Genomic DNA, 14,079 nt, shown 5'->3' with positions numbered 1-14,079 from the left:
TTGCCGGTGGAGACCGTGAGCCGGCCTCCACCGGAACCGTCAGTGTGGTAGCACCAGGACCTGGCCGGGGAAGATCCGGTCGGGGTCGGAGATCACGTCCCGGTTGAGGTTGAAGATCTCGCGCCAGCGGCTCTCGTCGCCGAGTTTCTCGCGGGCGATCCTGGACAGGGAGTCGCCGGCCTTGACCGTGTAGAGCCTCGGGATCGGGCCGGACGACTGGGCCGGCGGGAGGAAGAGGACCTGGCCGGGGAAGATCCGGTTCGGGTTCTGGACGGTGGCCCGGTTGAGGACGAAGATCTCCGGCCAGCGGGCCTCGTCACCGAGTTGCTCCCGGGCGATCTTGGCGAGGCTGTCGCCGCGCTGCACCGTGTAGGTCCGCGGTGGCTGACCGCCCGGCAGGACCCCGGCCAGCCGCAGCAGGTCGGCCAGTTCGAACGTGCCGGGCCTGGCCGACGGCAGGGTCGGGCGCCAGCCGGGCTGCTTGAGGATCGAGTCCTCGCTGCGGCGGACCAGGCCGACCAGCACCTCGGCGACGATCGTGCTGCCGACCGGGCCCAGGTGCGCGCCGTCGTGCAGGGCCTTCGCCTCGGCCAGCACGTAGTACCAGAGCGGTGTGCGGGTCAGGAACTCGCTCTCGTCCAGAGCCGCACGCTGGGCGTCGTTGCCCGCCGCCTGCCGGATCTGGTCCTTGCTGAGCACCCGCACACCGAGCAGGTCGGCGACCGCCTGGCCGGTCGGCAGCCGCAGCCGGTAGCCGCGCAGCAGGTTGCGCACCGCGAGCCGGCCCGCGTCGGCGGGCGCCTCCGGGGCACCGGTGGTCGTCTTCAGGCGGAACAGTGCGCCGCCGTTGAGCGCGGCCAGGTTCGTGTCGATCTTGCGGGTCTTCATCACGGCGTCACCGGGGCCGACGATGTTCTCCCACTCGATGATCCAGTTCTCCGGCAGGTTCTCGGCCGGTTCCAGACCGAGATCCTCACCGAGCTGGCCGCTCAGAGCAGTGAACGTGAACAGCAGGTCCAGACTGCCCGGCGGCCGGGTGTTGGTCTTGAAATTCGAGTTGAAGTTGTAAAGGCTACGGACCATGGAATGCCCGAAACGGTACGCCGCGACGGCGAACTCGATCGGCATGAAGAACGGCTCGGCGTGCGGGTTGAACCATTTGTTCCCATGCGTCACGACGTCGTCCACGATCGACTTGTCGGCGACCTTCTTCAGGAAGTCCTGCACCACGATGTGCTGATAGTGCTGGCGCAGGATCCGGCGGGCGTCACGGAACGACAGCCCCTGGTCGATCAATTTGTTGTGCGCCTTCAGGAATGCCACGTGCAGCTGCGAGATGATCGTGTTCTCGTCGTTGCGCGGGTCACCGATCAGGGCCGCCCGGTCGAATCTCGGATCGGCGTTGCGGGGCTCGCGGGGCAGGTCGTTGTCGTCGCCCTTGCCCTTCGGCCGGGCCAGTGGCGGCGGGTTCGGTGCCGGCGGGTTCTGCAGCGTGATCTTGTGGACCTTGCCGATCAGCATCCGGTCGGCGTTGTTCGGGTCGCGCGGTGCCGGCGGCCCGTAGAGGCTGTCCAGGTCTAGCTGGGCGGTCCGCTGGTTGCGCAGCACCCGGCGGATCTGCTCCGGCGACAGCGGCGCCATCCCCGGGTCCAGCAGCACCGCCATGTCGCCGGAGCCGAGACCGGCCTTCTTGTCGTCGATCTCCAGCGTGATGTCGTGATCGATGAACTGGCCGAGATAGGTGTAGGCGGCCGGGATCGGGCTGTCGTCCGGCCGGCTGTCGTCGTCGGTCATCGCCTGCCCGAGCCGCTTCAGCTTGGCCGGGGTGTCCGGTAACCGTGGCAGAAGGTTCGCCTCGTCCTCCTGCAAGGTCGGGAAGAGCAGGTCGAAGGGGTGGGTGGCCACCGGCGGCGCCAGCGCGAACGCCAGTGGGGAGCGGGCGGCGAACTCGGCGAGTTCCCGTTTCGCCCTGTCGATGTCATCGTCGGAGATCGATCGGCCGTGTCCGAGACGAGGCATGATGATTACCTACGCTTTCGTGAGCCTGATTTCGGCGCATTTTGCGCATGCTGAACCGCGAAATGGGCCGCAACAGTAGGTGTCTCTCAGCGGTCACCCTAGGCAGCGGGCGCAAACGGTGCGGACAAGTCTTTGACACCGCGCGGCGCTGTTGTTGGCAAATGGTGCCAACAAAGCGTGTATCAGGCGATCCCCCGGGCGGGGGTCAGCGCGAACGCAATCCGTCGAATGCAAGGTCGGAAACGGTGTCGGCAATCGACTCGGGCGCACCGCGATCCGGCCTGTACCACTCGATCAGCGAATTGACCATGCCGAAGATCAGGCGGGCCGCGGTCGCCGGGTCCACGTCGGCGCGCACCCCGCCCTCGGCCTGCGCCTGTTTCACCAGGTCGGTGACGATCCGGTCGAAGGCGCGGCGGCGCGCCACGGCCTGCTGCTCGGCCACCGTGTTGCCGTGCACCCGCAACAACAGGGTGACGAACTCCAGGCGCTCGGCGAGGACCAGGACACTGCGTCGGATCAGGAGCCTCAGCCGTACGGTCGCCGGGTCCCCGCTGCCGACGGCCTCCCGCGCCGCGTCCTCCAGCGCGCCCAGCGCCCGGTCCACGGCCATCGTGAGCAGCTGCTCCTTGCTGCTGACATGGTGGTAGAGCGTCGACTTGGTGATCCCGAGCGACTCGGCGATGTCGAACATGCTGGTCGCGTCGTACCCGTGGGTGTTGAACAACCGGACGGCGGCGGTCAGCACCGCGCTCTGATCGTGGCCTGGCCGGCCCCGGCGGCGGCTGTTCTCCATCGGCAGAATCTAGCGCCTCGATCCGACTTGATTTACCGACCGATCGGGCGGTTAATGGAGGGCATGACGAGTCCCGCTGAGCTCCACCAGACCCATCGCGAGTTGCTCGACCGTGCGGTCTCGGCGGCCGCGACCCGTGACTACTGGTCGGCGTTCCCCGAGTCGCCGAGCAAGAAGGTCTACGGCGAGGAGGCCGCGCCCGCCGGCGACCGTGCCTTCACCGCCCTGCTCGGCAAGCCGTTCCCGGTCGACGTGCCCGGTGCGGTCGGCTCGGTCTCCACCGAGCGCTCGCCCTACGGCATCGAGCTGGGCGTCAGCTATCCCAAGGCCGACCCGCTCGCGCTCGTCGCGGCCGCCCGCGCCGCCGTCCCCGGCTGGCGTGACGCCGGGCCCACCGGTCGTGCCGGCGTCGCCGCCGAGATACTGACCCGCCTGCACGCGCGCGTCTTCGAGCTCGCCCACGCCGTCCAGCACACCACCGGCCAGGCCTTCGTGATGGCGTTCCAGGCCGGTGGCACCCACGCCCTCGACCGTGGCCTCGAGGCCGTCGCCGTGGCACTGGCGGCCACCACCCGGCTGCCCGGGCAGACCTCGTGGACCAAGGGCGACCTCGCGATGGAGAAGACGGCGACCGTCGTCGGCCGTGGCGTGGGCCTGGTCATCGGCTGCACCACCTTCCCCACGTGGAACGGTTTTCCCGGCCTGTTCGCCAGCCTCGTCACCGGCAACCCGGTCATCGTCAAGCCACACCCCGGCGCGGTCCTGCCGCTCGCCATCACCGTGCAGGTCTGCCGCGAGGTCCTGGCCGAGGCCGGGCTCAACCCCGACGTGGTGACACTCGCCGCCGAGGAGCCCGGCGACCACATCGCCGGCACCCTGGCCACCCACCCCGACGTGCGGATCGTCGACTTCACCGGGTCCAGCGAGTTCGGCGACTGGCTGGAGGCCAACGCCCGCCAGGCCGTCGTCTACACGGAGAAGGCGGGGCTCAACACGGTCGTCGTCGACTCCACCGACGACTACCAGGGCCTGTTGCGCAACCTGGCCTTCTCGCTGTCGCTCTACAGCGGGCAGATGTGCACCACTCCGCAGAACATCCTGGTGCCCCGCGACGGCATCGAGACCGACGCCGGTCACCGCGACGTCGCCGCGTTCGGGGCCGACCTGTCCGCCGCTCTCGACAAACTGCTCGGTGACCCACGCCGCGCCGCCGGGACACTCGGCGCGATCGTCAACGACGGGGTGCTGGGCCGGCTGGAGGAGGCCGCGTCCGGGCCGGGCGTCGTGCACCCGTCGGCCGCCGTCGGTGACGAGCAGTTCCCCGGGGCGACCATCCGGACCCCGGTGGTGGTGCGGCTCGACGCGGCCGATGAGAAGACCTACACCCGGGAGTGCTTCGGCCCGGTGTCCTACCTGATCACCACCGACTCCACGCCACACAGCCTCGCCCTGTTCACCGAGACGGTGCGGGCACACGGCGCTCTCAGCTCGCTGGTCCACTCGACCTCGCCGGCTGTTCTGGAGAGTGCGCGGTCGGCCGCTCTCGACGCGGGCGTCCACCTGTCAGAAAACCTGACCGGTGGGGTGTTCGTCAATCAGACGGCGGCGTTCAGCGACCTGCACGGCACCGGCGCCAACCCGGCGGCGACCGCCTCGCTGACCGATGACTGGTTCGTGGCCGGGCGCTTCTTCACCCTCCAGTCCCGTCGTCACGTGGCGTCCTCATGACCGCCTCCACCGCCTCGACTGCCTTCGACGAGGCGATCGCTCGTGACCAGCGGATCGAGCCGGCCGACGACATGCCCGAGGGCTACCGGAAGACGATGATCCGGCAGATCGCGCAGCACGCGCACTCCGAGATCATCGGCATGCAGCCGGAGGGGGAGTGGATCACCCGGGCGCCGACGCTGCGCCGCAAGGCGATCCTGCTCGCCAAGGTGCAGGACGAGGCCGGCCACGGGCTGTATCTGTATTCGGCGGCCGAGACCCTCGGCGCCGACCGGGGCGATCTCACCCAGCGGCTCATCGAGGGCCGGCAGAAATACTCGTCGATCTTCAACTATCCGACCCTGTCGTTCGCCGACGTCGGCGTGATCGGCTGGCTCGTCGACGGCGCCGCCATCTGCAACCAGGTCCCGCTCTGCCGCAGCTCCTACGGGCCCTACGCGCGGGCGATGATCCGGATCTGCAAGGAGGAGTCCTTCCACCAGCGGCAGGGCTACGAGCTGCTGATGACCATGATGCGGGGCACGCCCGAGCAGCAGGCCATGGTGCAGGACGCCGTCGACCGCTGGTGGTGGCCGTCCCTGATGATGTTCGGGCCCCCCGATGCCGAGTCACCCAACACGGCACAGTCGATGGCCTGGAAGATCAAGCGGCACACCAACGACGAGCTGCGGCAACGGTTCGTCGACATGTCGGTGCCGCAGGCCGCCGCGCTCGGTGTCACCCTGCCCGACCCTGAGCTGCGGTGGAACGAGGAGCGGGGTCACCACGACTTCGGGCAGCCCGACTGGGCCGAGCTCAAACGGGTGATCACCGGCGGCGGCGTGATGAACGAGGAGAGGATCCGGCGGCGGCGCGAGGCCGACTCCGACGGCGCCTGGGTGCGCGAGGCGGCCGCGGCACACGCGGCGAAAGGGACGTCATGACCAGTCACGAGTGGCCGCTGTTCGAGGTGTTCGTGCGGGCCAAGCGCGGGCTCAACCACGTGCACGTGGGTTCGCTGCGGGCGGCCGACCACGAGATGGCGCTGCACCACGCGCGTGACCTCTACACCCGGCGCAACGAGGGCGTCAGCATCTGGGTCGTCCGGTCCGACGCGGTGGTGGCCAGCGATCCAGCCGCCAAGGAGTCGTTCTTCGAGCCCAGCGGCGACAAGGTGTACAGGCATCCCACGCACTACGCGATCCCCGATTCCGTACCGCACATCTGAGGGTCCGATCATGGCATTCGACGACGCCTACGACGCGCTCACCGATCATGAGGACGATGCCCGGTGGGCGTACGGGACCGGCTTCAGCGATCCTCTCGCCGGGGTCTCCAGTGAGTTGCCCGACGGGGTGGACCGGGACGATCTCGCCGCCTACTGCCTGATGCTCGGTGACGACGCGCTGATCCTGTCGCACCGGTTGCAGCAGTGGGTGACCCGTGCGCCCGAGCTGGAGGACGAGCTGGCCATCGCCAACATCGCGCTCGACCTGCTCGGGCAGGCGCGACTGCTGCTCACCCGGGCCGGTGAGGCCGAGGGGCGCGACCGCGACGAGGACGATCTGGCCATGCGCCGGGCCGCGCCCGAGTTCCGTAACGTGGTGCTCGCCGAGCGGGGCGACGACGACTTCGCGCACCTGGTCGCCCGGTTGTGCGTGTTCTCGGTCTGGCGGCTCGAGCTGCTGCAACACCTCTGCACATCCCGTGACCCGATGCTCGCGGCGATCGCGGCCAAGGGAGTCAAGGAGGTCACCTACCACCGGGACTACGCGGCGCAGTGGGTGGTGCGGCTCGGCGACGGGACCCAGCTGTCGCGGCAGCGGATGGTGGCCGCGGTCGCGGCGCTGGAGCCGCTGCTCGGTGAGTTGTTCCAGCCGCATCCGGTCGTGACCCGTCTCGCCGAGTCCGGGGTCGCCGTGGACCCGGGATCATTGCGGGAGGCGTTCGACCAGGTCTGGGGCTATGTGCTGACCACGGCGACGCTCGGCCCCGCTTCCTCCTCCCGGTCTCCGGCCCATCGTGGGCGGGACGGCGTGCACACACCCGGGCTGCTGGAGATCCTCGACGAGATGCAGGGGCTGGCGCGGGCGCTTCCCGGAGGGTCGTGGTGACGGCGACGGCGGCCGATGTGGTCGCGGCGGTCGTCGATCCGGAGCTGCCCATGCTGACGCTTGCGGAGCTGGGGATCGTCCGGGAGGTTCGGCAGGACGACGACGGGGTGCTCGTCACCATCACGCCCACCTATTCCGGCTGCCCGGCCATGGAGACGATTCGTGGTGACATCCGGGTGGCGCTGCGGCGGGCCGGATTCGGGCGAGCCGAGGTGCGTACCGTGCTGGCGCCCGCCTGGACCACCGACTGGATCAGCGAAACCGGGAAACGCAAGCTCGCCGAGGCCGGCATCGCCCCGCCCGGGGCGGCGCCCGTCCGTGCCGCCGGGCCCATCCCGCTCACCCTGGGCGTGCGGACCGCTGTCGCCTGTCCCCGCTGCGGGCAGCCGTCGACCGAGGTGCTCGCGGCGTTCGGCGCCACCGCCTGCCGTGAGCTGCGCCGATGCCCCGCGTGCCGGGAACCTTTCGAACACGTGCGGGAGATCTGAGATGCCACCACGCGGATTCCAGCCACTGCGGGTCGCCGCCGTCGACCGGTTGTGTGCCGATGCGGTCGCTGTCACGTTCGAGGTTCCGCCCGAGCTGGCGCCCGACTTCCGGTTCGGTCCGGGGCAGTCGCTGACCGTGCACCGTGACGGTGAGCGGCGCACCTACTCGATCTGTGCGCCGGCGGGCGCCGCACCACGGATCGGGGTGCGTGAGGTGCCGGGCGGGCGGATCTCCCGGTGGATCGTGCACGACCTGCGGGCCGGCGACCTGGTCGACGTCGCGCCGCCGTCCGGGACGTTCACACCCGACCTCGCCGCGGGCGGCCGGCACGTGCTGATCGCCGCCGGTTCGGGTATCACGCCGGTGCTGTCGATCGCCGCCTCCCTGCTCGAGCAGCCGGTCTTGCCGGAGCACGGTCAAGGTCGGCCGTTCGGTCGGGGCCAGTTCGCGGGCCGTAACTCAGACACCTTTCGAGCGGCCGATGGGGTGCCGGAGCGACGGCTCGCGATGGCGCACTCCGACTCCGGAGGGTCTCTGGCGGCTCTGTCGGGAGCACCGGATCGGGCGGCGCTTTCGGGGTGGCCGGATCTCGCAGGCCGGTCGTCCGGGTGGCCCGGCCCTGCTCGGGGTGCGGCGGGGCGGGCCGAGGTCACGCTCTTCTACGGCAACCGGCGGGCGGACACCGTCATGTTCGCCGAGGAACTGGCCGATCTGAAGGACCGGTTTCCCGACCGGCTCGAACTCGTGCATGTGCTGTCGCGGGAGGCGCGGGAGTCCGAGCTCTTCAGTGGACGACTGGATGCGGACCGGTTGCGGGCGCTCGTTCCGCTCCTGGTGGATGTGCCCGCGGTCGATCACTGGTGGCTGTGCGGGCCGTTCGGGATGGTCACCGACGCCACAGCGGTTCTCGGTGAGCTCGGGGTGCCGGCCGGGCGGGTGCATCGGGAGCTCTTCTGGGTGGACGAGGCGCCGCCCCCGATCGTGCGGCCGGATGCGGTGGACGGCGGGCCGCGCAGTGAGGTGACCGTGGTGCTCGACGGGCGCAGGACGACCGTACCGGTGCCGGATGGTGTGACCCTGCTCGACGGTGCCCAGAAATCGCGGCCGGACCTGCCGTTCGCCTGCAAGGGCGGGGTCTGCGGGACGTGCCGGGCGCGTGTCACCGACGGTGAGGTGACGATGCGGCGCAACTTCGCGCTGGAGGAGGCCGAGGTCACGGCAGGGTTCGTCCTCACCTGCCAGTCCCTGGCCGCCTCACCCGAGGTGGTGATCGACTTCGACCAGTGAGGCGTCGGGGATCCCTCGGGGCCGCCGCGGTGGAAATCGCGTTTCGGACCGCGGCAGGCCGGTGCACAATCGGGCGGATGTGGATCCGGGAAGCGCGTGTCGAGGAACTGCCTGCCCTGCGGGAGATCGAGCGGACCGCCGGAGTGCTGTTCCGGGAGATCGGCATGCCGGAGATCGCCGATCACGAGCCGCTGCCGATCGAGGTTCTGGCCGCGTATGTGAGTGCGGGGCGGGCCTGGGTTGCGGCGGAGTCGTCCGAGGAGGCCGGCTGGCCGGTCGGCTATCTCATCGCGGACCTGCTGGACGGGGATGTCCACGTCGAGCAGGTGTCGGTTGATCCGCGGTTCTCCCGGCGGGGTGTCGGGATGACGCTGATCGATCATGCGGCCGGGTATGCACGTGGGGTCGGGGCTCCGGCGCTGACGCTCACCACGTTTGCCGAGGTCCCGTGGAACGCGCCCTACTACCGGCGGTGCGGGTTCGTGGTGATGGACGAGGCTGGGCTGCCGCCGGGGCTTCGGGCCGTTCGCGATCATGAGGTGGCGGCGGGGCTCGATCGGTGGCCGCGGGTCTGTATGCGGAAGGCCCTCGACTCTTTAGAGTGAGATGTCCGAAACTGGCGGCGATTTACCGATTTGTAGGCGCTAAGTGCCGCCAGGATGGTGCCGGACCAACGCAGCCGGCACCGGGAGAAGACGATGAAGAAGTCACTGACCTTTCGCGTCATCAGCGGCGTCATCGTCGCCTCGACCCTGCTCATCCTGCCCGCCACCGCGTCCGCGGCGGTTCGTGAGCTGACCCGCCCCGCCCCGGCCGCCGCCCCACAGGCAGCGCCCGGCACCGCGATCACCGGCGGCCCGGATACATCGCCGGGCACCGCGACCGCCGGCATGGAACGGGAGAGCGACGACGTCTGGCAGGCGGCGCCGGCCGATGATCAGCCCGGACGCGCCGACCGTGTGCTGGTGGAGCGCGCCGCCCCGGCTACCCTGCCGTTCCGGATCTCGGTTCCCGGCGCCGTGGCCACCGGCTCCTACACCCGGCTCCAGAGCGCTCCGCAGATCACCGTCTCGCTCAAGGTCACCGGCCAGGCCCCGTGCGGCGTGCTCCAGGTGACCCGCAACGGCCCCGCCGACGGCATCGAGTGGCACACCGTCGGCGCCCTGTGCAGTACCGGAACCGCGACCTTCCGCGCCGCGGTCAACCGCCTTTGGGGCAGCCGGTCCCTGCCGTCGATCCGTTTGTGCAACGGCGACAGCCTGGGCCTGGCCGAGGGCGTCGACTGCGACCGGTTCACCCCGCCCCGCGGAGCCTGAAGTCTTTCGGCGCAGATCAAGGCCCATTGCGGCGAATCGCACATCGGGCGACAGCCCGTCTCAGGCCGTCAGCTCCCGCAGGTCGACGACCTGGTCCTCCGCGGGCGGCGTGATCTCCGGGAACTCGGTGTCGAAGTTCGTGAGATCGACCTGCGAGGTGGCAGTGGTCCAGTGAGTCGGGTACGGCTTGCCCGTCGTGGCCACCCCCGCCCGCCATGCGGGGTCCGTGCCGCTCGTCATGTCGATCCAGTAATCGCCACCGCTGCCGAACACCTTTCCTTTGACGAGCGGGCCGGCCGGATCGAGATCAGTGATCATGGCCTGCTGGCCCAGCAGACGCTCCACAGTCACGTCCGACGTGCTCATCCGCACCCAACGCCCGGCCGCCTCGCGCTTCGCGTCGGCCATGCCGGGGCGCTCGGCGAGGATCTCCCAGAAACCGTCGTCCGGGAGCAGGTACTGGTCCTCGCCGAGGATGGTGAACCGGGTGATCCGTCCGCCCATCGACATGGTGCCGGTGGTGTCGCCGTTCACCATCCGGTAACGGCCGAGAACCTTGAAACGGCCGACGGTCCGGGAACCCTCGAAGACGTACGAGCGGGCGCCGGCGACCGCCGCCCGCGCTTCCGCCAGGATCTGCTCGCCGGTGAGCCCTTCGACGCCGCTTGCGCTCGGCGCGGGCGCAGGCTGCGGGTCCGCCGCCGTCGTGCACCCGGCCAGCATCAGGGCGAAGGCCGCGAGAGCAGCGGCGCGCGCATGTGTCAACACGATCGTCATCCCCGTCATGCGTCTCAGAGGCCCAGTTCCTTGCAGAGGTCCCAGTACCGGTCGAGGGATTCGGGGGCACGGCGTTGCTCCGACAGCCCGACGGTGTCGAAGGCATCCATTCCCGCCGCCGCCCGCACACCGAGCACCTCCAGCGCCCCGTTGACGTCGGCCACCCCCGCCACCCGCCGCCCATCGGCGAACGCCACCGCCCACTGCTCCCCGACCCCACCGAAGTACTCGGTCATCACGAGCGCGAACGTGACCGCCGGCCGGCCGGTGACCGCGTACGCCAAGTCGGCGAGCACCGCCCCGCGAGGAAAGTCGTCCGGAAGATCGTTCGGCAGGTCGAGATCCGTCATCACGCCGCGCTGATGCTGCTGATAGGCGACATACGAGTCGCTGATGTGCACCAGGCGCAGCCCGTGTCCGAGCGGCACCCCCGCCACGTCCCACTCCCGGGCCACGGCGTCGTCGAACGGCTCCGGCACGATCAGCGCGGTGATGTCATGTCCCACGACCGGGCAGGCTAACAGTCACAACAGCCGGGTGACGCCCTCGGTTCCGATCCGTTCGTCGAGGCGGGACGGGTCGAGGTTGGCGCAGAGCACGATCGACGCCCCCGCGGTGAGCGGCGCCATCAGCCAGATCAGGGGCTCCTCGCAGGCCGCCGTGTCGACCAGGATCCGGTCGCCGGGTTCGATGCCCCGGGCTGTCGCCACGACGGCCGCGGCTGCGCCGTACTCCCCGAATGTCGTGCCGTCGACGGTGGCCGCCGCACCCGCCTCGACCCTCTGCGGTGGTGGCGGTGCGCCGAGACGTGCCCGCGCCGCGGGCGCAAAATCAAGATAACCAGGGGGTACGTCCGAAGTGGCACCACCGTCGGGCGCCAGCCCCAGGACGAACTGATGACCGGCCGGTGGAACGTCCTCGAGCCAGCTGCCGACGCGCCGCCGTTCGACGAAGGTCACGTCGAGGGCGGGCCCGGTGTCCGGCGACAATCCTGCCGCGGCCCAGCTCCGGAACGACACCTCGATCCCGGCCGCCCACGCCCCGAGAAGCACGGTCGCGGTCTGCCAATGCGGCGGCAGCAACACACCGGCCCGGTCGCCGCGCCGCAGCCCGCATCCGGCGGTGAGCAGGTCAACCGTCGCGGACACCCATTCGCCCAGTTCAGAGGCGGTGAGGCCGGTCCGTTCCCCGGTGGCGTCGTCGTAGAAGGTGATCAACTGGTCGTTCATCGCGCCCCACCCTAGCGACACCGGAGTGGCGCCGGCATCACTCTTCCGTGGCCACGGCCGCGCGGGACGCCAGCGCCATCAGTTCGTAGAAACGGTCATCGGCGAGGGCGTGGTCGCTGAGCAGATGCCCCATCTGTACGGCAACCTCGGCCAGCAGCCAGTGCAGGCCGGGGCTGAGGGGCCGCTCGTGATGCAGGCACAGGATCCCGGCCGGATAGCCGTCGATCCGCAACGGCACCCCGGTGACCAGGAGTCCCCCGGTGTCGCCGGGGCCGTCGGGCGCACCGGCGCCGAATGGGTGGATCACCGCGTCGTGTGCCCGGAAGCCTTCGCGGACGACCTGGGCCAGCACGCGGCCGGCGATGGACTGGGGCATGGTGCCTCCCGATCGTTCGTACCGACGCCTGCCACCATCGCCGTCCGTGGACCGGTGCTGAGGCTTCGCGCCGAGGACGGGACCTAGGTCCCGAACCGGTCAGCGGCTCGACGTGCCGACCCGCTCGACCTCGCCGATGACGTCCCACAGGATCCGCGGCGCCGTGGTGCCCTGGACGGTGGAGACCGTCTTGCGGAACCCGCCGCGGTAGGTGACCGTGAGCTCGTAGGCGTAGCGGTCGCAGCACGGGTTCTTCGGCTGGTAGGAGCCGCGCAGCCGCAGGAACTGCGGGGTGCTCGTCATCCGCAGGGACGGACGGCCGCCCGGGGTGGTGCCGTCGACGGTGAACGTCTCCTGGCGGCCCGCGAAGCCGCCGGAACGGTCGAGCGTGATCGACGTGGCCACCGCCGGTGCCGCGGTGGCCGGGGTGGCCGGAGCGAGCGCCGCGACGGCGCAGGCGGCGGCCAGAGTGGTGAAGGCCTTGCGGCTGATGGTGCGCTCTCCCATGACGTCCTCCGGTTGTCCGGCGCCGCCTGTCGACGCCGTCACTACTGACAACTACGGACAAATCGCCCTGGAAACGGGGTGGTTCAGGCGGCCTGGATCTGGGTGATCTCGCGGGCCTCGGCCGCATAACGGGCCAGCAGGTGAACCGTGCGCGGGCCCGCCTCGCCGTCGGCCGGCAGCCCCATCCGTGCCTGGAAGTAGCGGACCGCCTCGGCGAGCTCCGCCTCATCCGGCCCGACCCGCACCCCCAGATCGGCGAACAGCGCCCGCAGCACCTCCGGATCGGCCGGCGGAACCGGCTCCGACCAGCCGATCAGCCCACCGACGGCGTTACCGACCAGACTGAGCATTCCTCGTGCGGACATCGTGACCTCCCGTGTAGTGGGTGATCCCAGCATCCGTGCCGTGCCTGTGCCGAACATCTGACCGCCGTCTCCAAACCCTGTGCGCCTCTGCGACTTTCGGCCGACCCCCGCGCACGACCCGGAGCCGTCAGAGCGCTTAACGCCGCTCCGGCAGGCGAGGGCACTGTGGCGAACATCAATCCCACTTCCGGCGTCGGCTGTCCCGGCACTCCGGAAGGCCGAAAGTCGGAGGTCGCGCCGGTCAGCTCCGGCAGAGGGTGGAACGGGCCAGACTGACCAGCTCACGGGCGTCGGCGTCCGGAAGGCCGTACTCGCCGAGTTCCGCCGCGACCTCCTTGCGCTCATGCCCGGCGGCGAGCGAGGCACACGCCTGCCCACCCATCTCGGTGATCTCCTCGTTCCGCAGATCCATCGTGACCTGCGACAACTGCCCACGCACGGCCTGCACGAACAACTCACCCGCCGTCGGCGCCGCGGCACTCACCGCTGGCTCAGGATCCTTCCATTGCGGTACGGGGGGCGAGCTCGCACATCCCGTGAGCACCGCCACGACCGCTCCGGCCGCGGTAAGTCCGGCCCGCCGCCTCGTACCCGGCACGCGGTCCCGTGCCATCGGATACGTGCCGCCCATCAGCGTGCCTCCCGCAGCGCGGCGGGCCGGCCCCGACGCAACGCCACCGCCGGCTCACTGATCGTCGGCCCGAACGGGCGCCGCTCGACCGCGGTCCGGGACCGCCCGATCCGCTCACCGTTCGGCCGTCCACCACCACCATCACCACCATCACCACCGGCCGCCGCCCGCTCGCCGTTCGCCGTCATCGCCTCCCCGGCCCGGGCGCCTCCCGGCACTGCGTCCTTGGCCCGTGCGCCTCCCGGCACTGCGTCCCCCGCCCGGGCGCCTATCGCCACCGGGTCGATGGCTCCCGTCGCCGGACCGGTGACGGAGGTGAACTCGGGGCCATCGCAGGCCACGGGTGGCGCCGGGTCGGCGATCAGGGCGAATGCCGGCGGGACCGGGTCGGGGATGAGCAGAGATGCGGGGTCGCCCGGGAACGGCTGGGGGAGAAACACCCGGCCGACCCTAGACGCCGATGCCG

Annotated in this window: 18 protein-coding genes; 8 read left to right on the top strand and 10 right to left on the bottom strand. The window is 70.5% G+C overall.

Going from position 1 to position 14,079, the window contains the following annotated elements; genetic code table 11:
- Nucleotides 1-39: 39 nt before the first annotated feature.
- Nucleotides 40-2,019: a LysM peptidoglycan-binding domain-containing protein gene (locus tag ACFO0C_RS47740; protein ID WP_378073546.1), complete on the bottom strand. Its 1,980-nt coding sequence runs from the start codon at nucleotides 2,017-2,019 to the stop codon at nucleotides 40-42.
- Nucleotides 2,020-2,224: 205 nt separating this feature from the next.
- Complete coding sequence (locus ACFO0C_RS47735) at nucleotides 2,225-2,815, bottom strand: TetR/AcrR family transcriptional regulator (protein WP_378073545.1); 591 nt, start codon at nucleotides 2,813-2,815, stop codon at nucleotides 2,225-2,227.
- A gap of 63 nt (nucleotides 2,816-2,878) precedes the next feature.
- Here ACFO0C_RS47735 and paaN point away from each other — a divergent pair, with 63 nt between their 5' ends.
- The 8 genes from paaN (at nucleotide 2,879) to ACFO0C_RS47695 (ending at nucleotide 9,728) form a co-directional block, all read left to right on the top strand.
- Complete coding sequence (gene paaN / locus ACFO0C_RS47730) at nucleotides 2,879-4,543, top strand: phenylacetic acid degradation protein PaaN (RefSeq protein ID WP_378073544.1); 1,665 nt, start codon at nucleotides 2,879-2,881, stop codon at nucleotides 4,541-4,543.
- Nucleotides 4,540-5,466, top strand: coding sequence for a 1,2-phenylacetyl-CoA epoxidase subunit PaaA (gene paaA, locus ACFO0C_RS47725; RefSeq protein ID WP_378073543.1), 927 nt, complete (start codon nucleotides 4,540-4,542; stop codon nucleotides 5,464-5,466). The genes paaN and paaA overlap by 4 nt, the downstream gene beginning before the upstream one ends.
- Entirely contained in the window at nucleotides 5,463-5,750 is a 288-nt protein-coding gene (gene paaB / locus ACFO0C_RS47720; protein WP_360294260.1) for a 1,2-phenylacetyl-CoA epoxidase subunit PaaB, read from the top strand. The genes paaA and paaB overlap by 4 nt, the downstream gene beginning before the upstream one ends.
- Nucleotides 5,751-5,760: 10 nt before the next feature.
- Nucleotides 5,761-6,636 carry a 1,2-phenylacetyl-CoA epoxidase subunit PaaC gene (gene paaC / locus ACFO0C_RS47715; RefSeq protein WP_378073542.1) on the top strand — a complete coding sequence of 292 codons (876 nt, stop codon included), beginning with the start codon at nucleotides 5,761-5,763 and terminating at the stop codon, nucleotides 6,634-6,636.
- A complete protein-coding gene (gene paaD / locus ACFO0C_RS47710; protein WP_378073541.1) occupies nucleotides 6,633-7,124 on the top strand; it encodes a 1,2-phenylacetyl-CoA epoxidase subunit PaaD in 492 nt (163 codons plus the stop codon). The genes paaC and paaD overlap by 4 nt, the downstream gene beginning before the upstream one ends.
- Nucleotide 7,125: 1 nt before the next feature.
- Nucleotides 7,126-8,412: a 2Fe-2S iron-sulfur cluster-binding protein gene (locus tag ACFO0C_RS47705; protein ID WP_378073540.1), complete on the top strand. Its 1,287-nt coding sequence runs from the start codon at nucleotides 7,126-7,128 to the stop codon at nucleotides 8,410-8,412.
- Between the two features lie 77 nt (nucleotides 8,413-8,489).
- Entirely contained in the window at nucleotides 8,490-9,017 is a 528-nt protein-coding gene (locus ACFO0C_RS47700; protein ID WP_378073539.1) for a GNAT family N-acetyltransferase, read from the top strand.
- 93 nt (nucleotides 9,018-9,110) lie between these two features.
- Entirely contained in the window at nucleotides 9,111-9,728 is a 618-nt protein-coding gene (locus ACFO0C_RS47695; RefSeq protein WP_378073538.1) for a hypothetical protein, read from the top strand.
- Between the two features lie 60 nt (nucleotides 9,729-9,788).
- On the opposite strand, the gene ACFO0C_RS47690 is transcribed toward ACFO0C_RS47695, so the two are convergent.
- From ACFO0C_RS47690 to ACFO0C_RS47655, 8 genes are all read right to left on the bottom strand, one after another.
- On the bottom strand, nucleotides 9,789-10,505 hold the full coding sequence (locus ACFO0C_RS47690; RefSeq protein ID WP_378073537.1) for a hypothetical protein: 717 nt from the start codon (nucleotides 10,503-10,505) through the stop codon (nucleotides 9,789-9,791).
- Between the two features lie 14 nt (nucleotides 10,506-10,519).
- Complete coding sequence (locus ACFO0C_RS47685) at nucleotides 10,520-11,011, bottom strand: hypothetical protein (RefSeq protein WP_378073536.1); 492 nt, start codon at nucleotides 11,009-11,011, stop codon at nucleotides 10,520-10,522.
- A gap of 18 nt (nucleotides 11,012-11,029) precedes the next feature.
- On the bottom strand, nucleotides 11,030-11,734 hold the full coding sequence (locus ACFO0C_RS47680) for a TIGR03089 family protein (RefSeq protein ID WP_378073535.1): 705 nt from the start codon (nucleotides 11,732-11,734) through the stop codon (nucleotides 11,030-11,032).
- Nucleotides 11,735-11,771: 37 nt separating this feature from the next.
- Nucleotides 11,772-12,110 carry a hypothetical protein gene (locus ACFO0C_RS47675; protein WP_378073534.1) on the bottom strand — a complete coding sequence of 113 codons (339 nt, stop codon included), beginning with the start codon at nucleotides 12,108-12,110 and terminating at the stop codon, nucleotides 11,772-11,774.
- A 99-nt stretch (nucleotides 12,111-12,209) separates the two neighbouring features.
- Nucleotides 12,210-12,617, bottom strand: coding sequence for a hypothetical protein (locus ACFO0C_RS47670; RefSeq protein ID WP_378073533.1), 408 nt, complete (start codon nucleotides 12,615-12,617; stop codon nucleotides 12,210-12,212).
- 83 nt (nucleotides 12,618-12,700) lie between these two features.
- Entirely contained in the window at nucleotides 12,701-12,982 is a 282-nt protein-coding gene (locus ACFO0C_RS47665) for a peptidoglycan-binding protein (protein WP_378073532.1), read from the bottom strand.
- A 241-nt stretch (nucleotides 12,983-13,223) separates the two neighbouring features.
- Entirely contained in the window at nucleotides 13,224-13,466 is a 243-nt protein-coding gene (locus ACFO0C_RS47660) for a DUF732 domain-containing protein (RefSeq protein ID WP_378073531.1), read from the bottom strand.
- Nucleotides 13,467-13,612: 146 nt separating this feature from the next.
- Nucleotides 13,613-14,053, bottom strand: a complete 441-nt coding sequence (locus ACFO0C_RS47655) for a hypothetical protein (protein ID WP_378073530.1) — start codon at nucleotides 14,051-14,053, stop codon at nucleotides 13,613-13,615.
- Between the last annotated feature and the right edge of the window lie 26 nt (nucleotides 14,054-14,079).

It is taken from the genome of Actinoplanes subglobosus (genome assembly GCF_042650585.1).
GTDB lineage: Bacteria > Actinomycetota > Actinomycetes > Mycobacteriales > Micromonosporaceae > Actinoplanes > Actinoplanes subglobosus.
This window is presented reverse-complemented; position numbering and strand designations above follow the sequence as displayed.

Coding starts and splice junctions, on each gene's coding strand:
- ACFO0C_RS47670 (WP_378073533.1), bottom strand. CDS start 12,617: ATGGGAGAGCGCACCATCAGCCGCAAGGCCTTCACCACTCTGGCCGCC.
- ACFO0C_RS47695 (WP_378073538.1), top strand. CDS start 9,111: ATGAAGAAGTCACTGACCTTTCGCGTCATCAGCGGCGTCATCGTCGCC.
- ACFO0C_RS47665 (WP_378073532.1), bottom strand. CDS start 12,982: ATGTCCGCACGAGGAATGCTCAGTCTGGTCGGTAACGCCGTCGGTGGG.
- ACFO0C_RS47700 (WP_378073539.1), top strand. CDS start 8,490: ATGTGGATCCGGGAAGCGCGTGTCGAGGAACTGCCTGCCCTGCGGGAG.
- paaA (WP_378073543.1), top strand. CDS start 4,540: ATGACCGCCTCCACCGCCTCGACTGCCTTCGACGAGGCGATCGCTCGT.
- ACFO0C_RS47740 (WP_378073546.1), bottom strand. CDS start 2,019: ATGCCTCGTCTCGGACACGGCCGATCGATCTCCGACGATGACATCGAC.
- paaC (WP_378073542.1), top strand. CDS start 5,761: ATGGCATTCGACGACGCCTACGACGCGCTCACCGATCATGAGGACGAT.
- ACFO0C_RS47680 (WP_378073535.1), bottom strand. CDS start 11,734: ATGAACGACCAGTTGATCACCTTCTACGACGACGCCACCGGGGAACGG.
- ACFO0C_RS47735 (WP_378073545.1), bottom strand. CDS start 2,815: ATGGAGAACAGCCGCCGCCGGGGCCGGCCAGGCCACGATCAGAGCGCG.
- ACFO0C_RS47690 (WP_378073537.1), bottom strand. CDS start 10,505: ATGACGATCGTGTTGACACATGCGCGCGCCGCTGCTCTCGCGGCCTTC.
- paaN (WP_378073544.1), top strand. CDS start 2,879: ATGACGAGTCCCGCTGAGCTCCACCAGACCCATCGCGAGTTGCTCGAC.
- paaB (WP_360294260.1), top strand. CDS start 5,463: ATGACCAGTCACGAGTGGCCGCTGTTCGAGGTGTTCGTGCGGGCCAAG.
- ACFO0C_RS47675 (WP_378073534.1), bottom strand. CDS start 12,110: ATGCCCCAGTCCATCGCCGGCCGCGTGCTGGCCCAGGTCGTCCGCGAA.
- ACFO0C_RS47705 (WP_378073540.1), top strand. CDS start 7,126: ATGCCACCACGCGGATTCCAGCCACTGCGGGTCGCCGCCGTCGACCGG.